Here is an 11,966-nt window from a genome sequence, read left to right as displayed (position 1 = left end):
CAGTTAGGGACGTTCCTTTTCTGTCGGCATTCGGGGACACTCCTTGCGGATTTGCGAGCAGTTTGCTCGTTTGCCGACGTACGGGCGTTCATTTGTCGACTTCTTGGGCTGTGATCACCTGTTGTTTCTGTGGTGGCTGCGGTCATCTGGCTCAAAAGGGCGGGTTGGCCGTCGATGTTTACCTGCGGTTTTGTTGCGGCGCGCATTTTGGGTCAAGCTTTTCGTCAAGTGTTTGGTCAGCATCTGGTTTGCAGCCGGAGGCCTATTTTGCCCGCGCTGGTCGTGGCTGCCCACCCTCCTCGTAAGCTCAAATTGAGGTCCATCAGTTTGAGGAGGATGCCATGACTGACCACGCTTTTGACCGAGCAGAGCTGGCTGAAGCCGTCGGCAACGATATTGCCGACATGGCTCACTTTTTGATGCTGCGGAAGTTTCAATTCCTGGAGCCGGCGCGCGAGCAGTTCGAGATTATCGTCGACCCGTGGCTCAGCTATTGCGAGGAACCTTCTCAAAACGAAATCATGGCCTACAACATGGCGTTTACCGATTGGCTGCTTTTCGAGCGCCCCTATCGCCATGGCAAAACGCTGCTCGAGCTATATGTTGACGAGCCGCCGGCATCGCTTTCGCCCGCCTCGCTCAAGCGGCTCGAGCAGGTGCGTGATACGCAGTATTTCTCGCGCTTTGGCATTTTGGACAAGAATCCTGCGTCCGGCATGGTCGTGCTGAAGGACACACGCACCGATCATCGCTTTGATGTCTACGACCCACATATCGTGCAAAAGGAGCACTGGAGCGACGGCGCGATTGCGGTGCGCCTCGCCTCCGTCGACGATGTCTGGCTTGTGGCGGGACAGCTCTACCTGTATGACATTGCGCGCCTGAACGACACGGCGGTCGACGGGCCGGGTGCGGTGCATCCCGAGGACCTGCAGGACGGCTTTGACACCTCGTGCATCAGCTTCTTCTTGCGTCTGGTCCGCGACATCATGGGCGCCCAGGGGCGCTACGTAAAGTCGCTCAATATCTACGAGCAGGAGTGGGAGTAGGGGATGGGTGGTTGTCGCCTGCCTTGCCTTTTGCCTTTTTGTCTCGATCTGTAACGTTTGGGGACAAAAAACCGGTCTATCTGTTACAGAACGAGACGAATGCTTGGGCGCCGCTGGTTTGTCTAAATCTGTAACGTTTAGGGGCTTGGAGAACGTCTAACTGTTACAGATCAAGACGTTTGGCACCTGGTTGGGGGGAATGTCTCAATCTGTAACATCTACAGTCCAAAAATCGGTCTTCCTGTTACAGGTCGAAACGTTTGTCGGCGGAGGCAACGGTGACGATGGTCCATTTGTCCGATGTGGTGGTGATGGAAGTGTCTAATACCGTTTTCAAGCACAAGCATACGACTCGCAACACGTTGGCGCGGAATAGGATGCTCGCGCGACTCACGGAGGCGACCGAGCAAGGTGCGCTGCTCGCAACGCATGACAATGCCGAGCTCATGTGGCTGCGGCGTCATGTTGGAACCGACGATATCGCGGAACCCGAGCCGTATTTGTTCTGCTTTCAACATGATTGGGGTGTGCTGACGCCGGCGGAGCGAACGCTGCGTACCATCAAAGGGCTTGCAGAGTTTCATCCCGATTGGGCGTTTTGGGGCTATGACGCGGCGCTTTTGTGGGGTCTGGAGGTGCCGAATGATCTGCTTGGGCCACGATATCTTGTTAAGACAGGTTGCTCGGTGCCGCTGAGTGCAGGATGTCGGCTGTTGCGTCCGCAGATGGCGGGCGCACTCGAGCATGTTGATGGCGTGCGGGTGACGTCGTTTTGGCGCACGGTGGAGGATTGCCTACTGCGTGCGCCGTTCTCCTACGGGTTGGCGATTGCCGATTCTGCACTGCGGGCGAAAGGCGTATCACGTGGGGATTTGTGCGAGCGCCTCCGCGCCGATTGCGAGGGCAGGCGAGGGTATCGCAGGGCACAGGTGATTGCGTCGTATGCGGACGGGCTGTCTGAAAACGGCGGCGAGTCTCGGTTCCGAGCATTCTTTATTGCGTACGGCTTTCCGGTTCCGGAGCTGCAGGTGGAGTTTCGCGACCCGCTCGATCCGAGCCAGGTGTTTCGCGTCGACTATTTTTGGCGGCTCGAGGACGGGACGTGTGTCATCGGCGAGCTCGACGGAAAGGGGAAGTACACCTTGCAGAGCGGCGAGGGTCGGGAGTCGGTTGACCCATTCGTGGCAGAGCGTCAGCGGGAATCTCATCTGACAATGCTCGGGCATAAGGTGCTTCGGTTTACGTTTAACGAACTCAAAGACCCGGGGAAGCTGGTCGAGAAAATGAGGCTGGCGGGTATTCCTCGGCAGGTTGAATTGGCTGAGGAGTGGAGATGCCAGTGGTATGGGCGCTGAGAGGTTTTGTCTCGATCTGTAACGTTTAGAGGCTGTTTGAGCTCGTAATTGTTACAGATCGAGACAAGCCGGTGAAACGTCGACCGAATGTCTCGATCTGTAACATCAAGGGGCCTAATAACCCTGTACCTGTTACAGATCGAGACATTTCCCTGGTGTCGTTGGGGTGGGACTGCAACGTGTTCCGTCTCCCCACATCCCCTCTTCCTTCCGTTAACCGATGCGTCTGCAGCAATCCAGCGGGACTAGGTGATAATGGACAAATGTTCAAGTTAATCGTGAGGGAGGAGCTCGATATGGCATCTGCCGATCGTTCCACGTTGTTTATCAATGCGACCATTCTGGATGGTTCGGAACATATGGAGCCGCAGCCCGATATGGCCGTGGCCGTTGAGCGCGGTGTCATCACGTGGATGGGGCTGAGTGCTGTGGCGCAGGCGCCCGCGGGGGCCGAGGTCATCGACCTGGCAGGGGCGTATCTCATGCCGGGCCTCATCAATATGCACGTGCATCTGTGCGGTTCGGGCAAGCCGGTCTCGGCGGGTGATGCGGGCGCGCTGATGAAGAAGCTCGACAATCCCGTGGGCCGCGCCATCGTTCGCCACATCCTCAAAGCCAGCGCCCAGCAGCAGCTGGCAAGCGGCGTGACTACGGTGCGCGGTGCGGGTGACCCGCTGTTTGCCGACATCGCCGTGCGCGATGCTATCGATGCCGGCAAGTATCAGGGTCCGCGTCTGGTAGCGCCGGGAACGGGCGTTACAGTGCCGGGTGGCCACGGCGCGGGGCTGTTCGCGCAGGTCGCCAATACGCCCGACGAGGCGGCCGAACAGGTGCGCGACTTGTACGCGCGTGGTGCCGACGTCATCAAGTTGTTCGTGACGGGTGGCGTGTTCGACGCGACCGAAGTTGGCGAGCCGGGCGTGCTGCGCATGCCGATCGATGTTGCCGCGGCGGCGTGCAAGGCGGCGCACGAGGTGGGCCTGCCGGTTATGGCTCATGTCGAGAGCACCGAGGGCGTGAAGGCCGCGCTTGAGGCCGGGGTCGACACGATCGAGCACGGTGCCCCGATGACGCCCGAGATCCTGGAGCTGTACCGTGGCGCCGCGGGCACGCAGCTCGAGGGACGTGCGCCCAGCGTTACCTGCACGATCAGCCCGGCACTACCGTTTGTATTGCTCGACCCGGAAAAGACCCATTCGACTGACGCGCAAAAGAAGAACGGCGACATCGTGTGCTCGGGCATCATCGAGAGCGCCCGCGCCGCACTGGAAGCTGGCGTTAAGGTGGGCCTGGGTACGGACTCGAGCTGCCCGTTCGTGACGCAGTACGACATGTGGCGCGAGGTTGCCTATTTTGCCAAGTATGTCGGCGTGAGCAACGCCTTCGCGCTGCATACGGCTACGCAGGTCAATGCCGAGCTCCTGGGGCTGGGCGGCGAGACCGGTACGATCGAGTGCGGCAAGGCCGCCGATATCCTGGTGACGCGCAAGAATCCGCTCGATGACCTGTGCGCTCTGCGTGAGCCGATACATGTGATGTGTCGCGGTGATCTGGTACGCAAGCTCAAGGTAAAGCGTATTCCCGAGGTGGACGCCGAGCTCGACGCGATTATGGCCATGCCGGCCGAGGCGCTGGCTGAGGAGCTGGCCCGCGACGGTGTGGCGTAGATGTGACAAAGGTGCAGCTCCGTTGCCGCATACAAAAAGCCGAGGTCTCAACACGAGGCCTCGGCTTTTTTATCGAACAAATACTTAAGATTTGGGACAAACAAACCTGATTAATTTGTCCCGCGTGCGGGCGCTAGGAGCGGGTTTCCATCTTGGCGTGGCACTTGGGACAGGTGACGCGGATCTTGCCCTTGCCCTTGGGGACGGAGAGCATCTGGCCGCAGTTGGGGCACTTGAGGTATGCCGTGGTCTTGCGACCCTTCCGCATCTTCTTGGCCGTGCGCTTGGCACGCTCAAAGTCTTCCTTACTGGTGCCGGCTGCGTGTGAGGTGCTGGCCGCTGCAGTTCCACCGCCCAAGCTGGCGACGAACTTGCCCAAGCCGGGGACGTTCGCGGTCGCGGCGACAAAGGCCTCGTTCTCCTTGCGACGTGCGTCGATGTTTTTGGACAGGCCGCGCAGCACGCCGATCACGATGACGGCGATGGCGATCCAGCTGAGCCACTGGATGCGGGCTATCGATCCGATCATCGCGATGACAATGCCGGCAAAACCCATCACGATGGTGAGTTCATCGGCACCATTGCGACCCTTCATAAAGTCATTCATGCAAATTGCCTTTCATTCGATATGCCGCACGCCTTTATACCCGATTTAGAGCAAGGGGGACAGGTTATTCTGCACCAATGTGGTGTAAACGTGCCTGTCCCCGATACACCAAGATGGTGCAAAGCAGTCCGTCCCCAATGCCCCAATCACTTGGAGAGCTTGTCGACGACGCGTTCGATCTCGGCGAGCTTGGCGGCCTTGAGGTCTTCGTCGCCCGATTCGATTGCCGAGGTCACGCAACCCTCGATATGCGCCTTGAGCACGTCGGCGTTGATGCGCGCAATGAGCGCCTGCGTTGCCATGAGCTGCGTGGAAATATCGACGCAGTAGCGGTCCTCCTCGACCATCCGCAGGATGCCGTCGATCTGACCGCGTGCCGTCTTGAGCATGCGGGTCACCGATTTATGGTCTGCCATCATGGCGGGTCCTCGTTTCTGGTCGGGGTGCGCGTGGGTCGTTACGCGGCGGTTACGGACAGGGCGTGGAACTTCTCGCCGGCGCCCTCGACGGCGGCGGCGAGCTGCTCGGCGGTCACGGTGTCGGCGCACTCCACCTGGACGGTCTGGGTTTCGTGATCGGCGTCGGCGTCGGTCACGCCGGCCACGTTGAGCAACGCCGTCTCGACGGTGGCGTCGCAGTGGCCGCACATGAGGCCGGAAGTCTTGATTGTGTATCGCATCGGTATTCCTCTCTGTTGTGTCGGCTTTCCCAGGCACCCGACCTTGGCCTTCAAGCCCTCGCTCGCGTACCAAAGTACGCGTCGCTCCTCTTTCAGGTCAATCTCGGGCACCTGGAAAACCCGTTCTAAATGGACTTAAGGGTGAACCTATTTTGCCACTTTAGGCTTAAAGGTTCGTAGGCGCAGCGCATTGCTTACGACGCACACGCTCGACAGGCTCATGGCCGCGGCGCCGAACATCGGCGAGAGCTGCCAACCGGTGAGGGGGAAGAACACGCCTGCCGCCAGCGGAATGCCGATGCCGTTGTAGAACAGCGCCCAGAACAGGTCCTGCTTGATGTTGCGGATCGTGGCGCGCGAAAGCTCGATGGCGCGCGCAACATCCATGAGGTCGCTGCGCATGAGTACCACGTCGGCGCCCTCCTTGGCGATGTCGGCGCCGGTGCCGATCGCAAGGCCCACGTCGGCGCGCGCCAGGGCGGGGGAGTCGTTGATGCCGTCGCCCACCATGGCGACCTTGCCGCCCGCATCCTGCAGTTCGCGCACGTGGCGTTCCTTGTCGGCGGGGAGGACGTCGGCGATGACCTGTTCGCTGGTGAGTCCCACGCGGCGGGCGATAGCCTCGGCCGTCACGCGGTTGTCGCCGGTGAGCATGCGCACGTCGACGCCGAGCTTGCGGAGCGCGGCGATGGCCCCGGCGCTCGTCTCTTTGACCTCGTCAGCCACGGCGATGGTGCCGACAAGCTCGCCGTTCTTGGCAAAGAACAGCGGTGTTTTGCCCTCGGCGGCAAATTGCTCGGTAAGACCCGCGGGCACGGTAACGCCCAACTCGTTCATCAGGCGTACGTTGCCGGCGGCGATGACATTCTGCCCCTCGCGCGCCGTTACGCCACGACCGGGCACGGCGGCAAAGTCCTCGACCATGCGCGCGACAATTCCGCGTGCCTCGCACTCGGCCATAATCGCCTCGGCCAGCGGGTGCTCGCTCGAGCGCTCCAACGCGGCGGCCAGCTTGAGCAGCGACTTTTCGCTCATGGCGCGCGAGCCGTCAGCACGCGTGGCTACCACGATATCGGTCACGGCAGGCTTGCCGCGGGTGACCGTGCCCGTCTTATCGAGCACCACCGTGCCCACGCTGCGCAGATTCTCCAGCGCTTCGGCGCTCTTAAACAGAATGCCCATCTCGGCGCCCTTGCCGGTGCCCACCATAATGGCGACGGGCGTGGCTAGGCCGAGTGCACACGGACAGCTGATCACCAGCACAGCGACGGCGGAGGTGAGCGCTTCGTTGACGCTTCCGGTCAGTGTCATCCACGCCAAGAAGGTCACGGCCGAGATCACGAACACCACGGGCACGAACACGCCGGCGACCTTGTCGGCCATGCGGGCGATGGGCGCCTTGGTGGCGTTGGCGTCCTCGACAAGCTTGATGATCTTGGCGAGCGATGTCTCGGCACCCACACGCGTGGCGCGGAAGGTAAACGAGCCGGTGCGGTTGACGGTGGCGGCGTTGACGGTGTCACCGGCGGTCTTTTCCACGGGGATGGACTCGCCGGTCAGCGCGCTCTCGTCCACGGCCGAGCTGCCCTCGAGCACCACGCCATCGACGGGGATGGACTCGCCGGGGCGTACGCGCAGGATCTGGCCGGGAAGGATGCTGTCGACGTCGACGGTGGTCTCGCTGCCGTCCTCTGCCACGACGGTCGCGGTCTTGGGCGCCAGGTCGATCAGCGCCTCGATAGCGCCGCCGGTTTTGGACTTGCTGCGCGTCTCGAGGTATTTGCCCACGGTGACGAGCGACAGGATCGTGCCTGCGCTCTCAAAATACAGATTGTCCATGCCCGTCATCATGGCCTCGTGGACCTGACCCGCGGCTAACTGGTCGGCCATGATGAACATGGCATAGAGCGACCAGGCGATGGACGCGGTGGCGCCGACGGCGATGAGGGCGTCCATGGTAGGCGCGCCGTGCGCAAGCGATTTAAACCCGTTGATAAAGTACGCGTCGTTGACATAGGCGATGGGGATGAGCAGGACGAGCTCGGTGAGGGCGAGCGTCATGCTGTGGGTATGGTCGGTGAAGACGCCGGGCAGCGGCCAGCCAAGCATGTGCCCCATGCCTATGTAGAACAGCGGGATGAGGAATACGATTGAGACGACAAGACGGGTGCGCATGGCAGAGGCAGCGGCCTCCAACTTTTTGGTCGGCGACTCCATGTGGGCGGCGCCGGACCTGGCTTGCACGCTGCCGTTTGAGCCAGCGGCGCCGGTGCCTGCATCGACGGGCGAGGCCGAGTAGCCGGCACGGTCGACGGCGGTGCAGATGTCGTCGGGGGAGACCTGCGCGGGGTCGTAGTCGACCATCATGGAACCGGCGAGTAGGTTGACCGCGACGCTTTGGACGCCGTCGAGTTTGCTCACGGCGCGGTCCACGTGCGCCTGGCAGGCGGCGCATGTCATGCCGCCCACGTCGAACTTATCTTGAGCCACGGCTTCTCCTTTCTGTAGTTTGGTGTTGAAATTGTTAACCTGCCGATACTATACACCCATACCCCCTGGGGGTGTCTAGTAATAGTTGGAATGTATGCTTTTCATTACAGATGATGGTGGCTGCTCAATCGGTGGCCGTCCCAACCAATCATCTCAATCTGTAACATCTGGTCCAGTCGTTGAGCCGTAACTGTTACAGATCGAGACATTACATCGAGCCACAACTTAACGTCTCAATCTGTAACGCCTGGGGACCGTTTTGCCTGCTAGATGTTACAGATCGAGACAATCTCGGAGCAGATGCCCCGGCCATACAACGTAAAACGCCGGGGCGCCCGTGTGGTAGACGTCCCGGCGCATGTTAGGCAGGGTTTGCGAAGCGGTGGGAGGGAGGAGAAGCCGTCCTCCCGAAATCCTTACTCCTGACGACGCTTCTTGTCAGTCAGGAAGACGCCGGCGGCTACGAGCACGACACCTCCGATGACAAACGTCTCACCGGCGAGCGCAGCATTGTCGCCTGTGGTGGGAAGTGCCGAGTTGGCGGCCGTCTTGACGTTGCCGGCAGACGGCTTTCCAGTAACCGGCTTAGCGGCAGCCTGCGTGATCTTGGCCTGCTCGGCCTTCGCCGCCTCTTGCTCCTGGCGGGCGATCTCGTCCTTCAGGGCTTGCTCGGCGGCTACGCGTTTTGCCTTCGCCTCGTTGTAACCGTTGAGAGCCGCGGTGTAGGCGGGCGTCGCAGCATCAAGGTCTGCCTGAGCGGCATCAAGTGCGGCCTTTGCGTTATGTTCTGCCTGCTTGGCGGCGACGCACTTGGCAAAGAGGGCATTGAGCGTATCGTTCGCGTTTGCGTCAGAGCCAGTAGCAATGCCTTTTTCGACGTTGATGGACTTGAGCTTTCCGAGAGTAGCAGCAGCGGCGTCCGATGCGGCCTGAGAATTCTCGACCGCCTGCTCGGCGTTCGCGATGGCATCATTTGCCGTGCTAAGGGCGACTCCGGCATCGGTAACTGCTGCGTCGGCCTCCTTCTTGGCCGCCTCGGCGGTGGCAAGATTATCGGCTGCATTGCTCAGGGCGTCGGCACGGGCCTTCTTTGAAGCAAAGTCGTTTTTCGCCGTGGTCAGATCGCTCGCAGCGTGCTCCGCGGTCGCCGCCTTGGCCTCGGCGTTGTCCTTCGCGGTGTCGAGGGCCTGCTTCTTGGCAGCCTCGTCGAGCTTCGCCTTTTGGAGAGCGCTCTGGGCAGACGTCTGGGCTGCCGTGGCTTCATCTAGCGCCTGATGGGCCTCGTCGGCTTTCTCCTGAGCCGCAGCAACATCGGCTGAATACTTGGCAAGTTCCTTCTTTGCATCTTGCAGAGCCTGCTGCTTTACGAGAGTCTCTGCCTTGGCGTCATCAACCTTCTTCTGACTCTGAGCGGCTTGCTCTTTCGATGCCTTAAGCTCGGCGCGCTTCTGGTTGACGACCTGCTCTGCGGTCGCCACGTTGCTTTGGGCGGCTTTGACCTGGTCTTCGGCTTCGGCAACTTTTCCGTTTGCCTTGGCGAGATTCTGCTTTGCTAGGGCAACAGCGGCGGCGGCACTTGCTACGCTGTCGTTCTTGGCGGCAAGGTCGCTATTCGCGGCAACAATGCCTTCCTGCTTTTGAGCGACGAGGGTTTCAGCTGCCTTTACGGCATTGGCTTTCGATGCCGCTGTGCTGCGCTTTTGCTCAAGGTCCGTCTTTGCGGCGGCGAGCTTTTCGCTGGCTTTGGAGAGGCTCAGCTGATACTGATCAAAGAGATTCTCGAGTTCATCGATCGAGTATTCTTTCTCGTACGAACCGTAATTGTTGTCGATCTCCAAGACGAACACATACGGCCAAAGGGTTCCGCGCGAGTTGATGCCGTATCCCATGGTTTTGGCGTTAGGTTGTACGATATTCAAATAATGGCCGACGGTGCCAAAGTCTGCCCCGCGCTTTTCGAATTCGGTTTTGTGGCTCCAGAAAGTATCCCAAGCATCTTTGGGGGCAACGTTGCCAAGGCCGGCTTTCGCTGCAGCCTCGTCAAATATCTCCTTTTCATCATCGACCCATTGGTGCGCGATGTTTTCTTTAGTACTGAAGTTCCAAGCGGCATTTTCACAATTGGCGTAATCTGAGTGACCTAGCGTTTTGTCAGAGTAATTGGAGTCGGATTGAGCGATTGCCATTTGCTCGGCCGTCACCCTAAGCTCACTCAATCCAACGCTTGCACGGTATTCGTTAATCTCGCGCAGCTTGTTAAACGATAGCTTGGCGTTGTCGAGTGACGTGCCGTCTTTTTTATCGCCAATGGTCGTCGGGTTTTTATCGCTCTGCCTATAGATGATGTTTGCAGCGTCGTTGGCACCGATGAACTGGTAGAAGCCGATGACGCTCTGCGCCTCCGCTGTCGTTGCCTTATCGGTTGCTGCCTTGCACGTATCGTATGCTTTCTGTGCATCGACAACGGCTTGATCGGCGGCCGCCTGGTTTGCCTTGGCAGTTTCGAGCGCCTTGTCTGCCTGCTCCTTCGCGGCTTTTGCCTGGTCGACTTGTTTCTGAGCGGCCTTTGCCTTCTCCAGTTCGGCAGCATGTGCCTGCTTTGCCGAGGTCAACTCCGATTGCGCCGCATCGGCTTTCGTCTGGGCTGCCGTTACATCATTTTCGGCTGCTGCGACTGTCTGCTTCTTGGCTTCGAGATCGCTTTCGGCGCCGGTGAGGGCGTCCTGCTTGGATTCAACGTCGCTATTTGCCTGAGAAAGGCCTGCTTCGGCAGTCGCCTGCTGCTTTTTCGCCTGGTCGAGTGCGCTTTGGGCAGCATCGACCTTTGTCTGGGCGGCGTCATACTCCGGGCCCTCGGCGCCTGCCTTTGCGGCCGCCAAATCGGCTTGTGCGCTGTCATACGCTGTCATACGCTGTCTGTGCCGCGACTACCTTACCATCCGCGGCGTTCTTTTCCTGCTGAGCGGAAGCCAGCGTGCCTGCCGCTTCGTCGTAAGCGCTCTGCGCGGCGCTCTGAGCATGCTGGGCATCGGCGAGCGCGGAATCGGCAGTGGCCTTCGCAGCCTTTGCTTGGTCCAGAGCGGCCTGCGCATCTGCGGCAGCCTGCTCGGCGACCTTGATTTCCTCCGGCGTTGCGTTGGCGGCTGCCTTCTGGGCTGCCTCGAGCTTGGCCTGCGCGTCGGCTGCCGCCTGCTTTGCGGCATCAAGGACCTTCGACTTGTCCTCGGCGTCGGTCTTGGCTGCATCGAGCTTTCCCTGGGCATCCTTCAGCGTGGCACTGGCGCTGTCGGCCGCCTTGACGCTTTCATCGAGCTGGCGAGCATATTCGGCGCGCGCGGCGGCCTCTGCCTGCGAATTATCGGAGACGGAGACGTCATAGGTGCTTTGTGCGTTGTCGCGTGCCGCCTGCTTTTCGGTATAGGGGGCAGCCACCGTGTCGTAGTCGGATTTGGCGTCTGCCTCGGCAGCCTTTGCGGCGTCGATAGCAGCCTGCAAGTCGGCAATCTTCTGGGCGTTTGCCTTTACTGCGGAGCCTGCCGCCTCGCCGGCGTGGACAGCAAGCGGGGACATGATCGCGTCCTGTGCCGTGGTATCACTCGCATCGTTGGCAAATGCCGAGAACGGCGCGAGCAGCGACGAGCCAGTCATAGCGATGGTGGTTGCCGCGGTGACGGCGAGTCGTGTTGCCTTGTAGCCCGAGAATGTGGGGCGAGGCTCGTCGCCGCCTGAGACTTCCAAGTGTTTAGGTGCGTACTTTGCCATTTCTTCTCCCAATCGTTGAAGGGGTACCTATGACAATTCGTACGTTACGACCGCCGAAAGGGCTTCTGTTGCGCAACATTGGCAAGGAAATATCGACACACTTGAATCACATTTATGAGGCGAAGTTCTCGGCAAGTTAATGTCTCGTTCTGTAACATCTAGCAGCAAATATGACCTCTAACTGTTACTGATCGAGACGGACCGTCCGCGGTCAACTCAAATGTCTTGATCTGTAACATCTAGAGAGGTTTTTAACCCCTTACTGTTACAGATTGAGATGTTGTCTCGCGGGGTTGGGGTTTGTCTCGTTCTGTAACATCTAGACCTGTATCTGCCGAGCTGGTGTTACAGATCGAG

The 11,966-nt window shown here is 60.0% G+C and carries 9 protein-coding genes; 3 read left to right on the top strand and 6 right to left on the bottom strand.

Annotated features, from left to right (window positions below; genetic code table 11):
* Positions 1–341 precede the first annotated feature (341 nt).
* The 3 genes from ACEG18_RS07690 to ACEG18_RS07680 all read left to right on the top strand — a co-directional run bounded on the left by ACEG18_RS07690 (position 342) and on the right by ACEG18_RS07680 (position 4,071).
* Complete coding sequence (locus tag ACEG18_RS07690; protein ID WP_372542139.1) at positions 342–1,049, top strand: hypothetical protein; 708 nt, start codon at positions 342–344, stop codon at positions 1,047–1,049.
* 278 nt (positions 1,050–1,327) lie between these two features.
* Positions 1,328–2,404 (top strand): hypothetical protein, encoded by a 1,077-nt coding sequence (locus ACEG18_RS07685; RefSeq protein WP_372542138.1) that lies wholly within the window; start codon positions 1,328–1,330, stop codon positions 2,402–2,404.
* 296 nt (positions 2,405–2,700) lie between these two features.
* Positions 2,701–4,071 (top strand): amidohydrolase family protein, encoded by a 1,371-nt coding sequence (locus tag ACEG18_RS07680; protein WP_372542136.1) that lies wholly within the window; start codon positions 2,701–2,703, stop codon positions 4,069–4,071.
* 133 nt (positions 4,072–4,204) lie between these two features.
* Here the strand turns inward: ACEG18_RS07680 and ACEG18_RS07675 are convergent, their stop codons facing one another.
* From ACEG18_RS07675 to ACEG18_RS07650, 6 genes are all read right to left on the bottom strand, one after another.
* Complete coding sequence (locus tag ACEG18_RS07675) at positions 4,205–4,678, bottom strand: hypothetical protein (RefSeq protein WP_372542134.1); 474 nt, start codon at positions 4,676–4,678, stop codon at positions 4,205–4,207.
* Between the two features lie 146 nt (positions 4,679–4,824).
* On the bottom strand, positions 4,825–5,097 hold the full coding sequence (locus ACEG18_RS07670; protein ID WP_006235337.1) for a metal-sensing transcriptional repressor: 273 nt from the start codon (positions 5,095–5,097) through the stop codon (positions 4,825–4,827).
* Between the two features lie 38 nt (positions 5,098–5,135).
* Entirely contained in the window at positions 5,136–5,357 is a 222-nt protein-coding gene (locus ACEG18_RS07665; protein ID WP_006235338.1) for a heavy-metal-associated domain-containing protein, read from the bottom strand.
* A gap of 147 nt (positions 5,358–5,504) precedes the next feature.
* A complete protein-coding gene (locus tag ACEG18_RS07660; protein WP_372542132.1) occupies positions 5,505–7,847 on the bottom strand; it encodes a heavy metal translocating P-type ATPase in 2,343 nt (780 codons plus the stop codon).
* Between the two features lie 416 nt (positions 7,848–8,263).
* Positions 8,264–10,756, bottom strand: coding sequence for a CAP domain-containing protein (locus ACEG18_RS07655; protein WP_372542130.1), 2,493 nt, complete (start codon positions 10,754–10,756; stop codon positions 8,264–8,266).
* Complete coding sequence (locus ACEG18_RS07650) at positions 10,743–11,609, bottom strand: hypothetical protein (RefSeq protein WP_372542128.1); 867 nt, start codon at positions 11,607–11,609, stop codon at positions 10,743–10,745. Before ACEG18_RS07650 ends, ACEG18_RS07655 begins: the two co-directional genes overlap by 14 nt.
* Positions 11,610–11,966: the final 357 nt, after the last annotated feature.

The organism is Collinsella aerofaciens (assembly GCF_041537385.1).
Lineage (GTDB): Bacteria > Actinomycetota > Coriobacteriia > Coriobacteriales > Coriobacteriaceae > Collinsella > Collinsella aerofaciens_BV.
The sequence above is the reverse complement of the archived record's forward strand: the minus strand, read 5'-3'. Positions and strand labels throughout refer to the sequence as shown.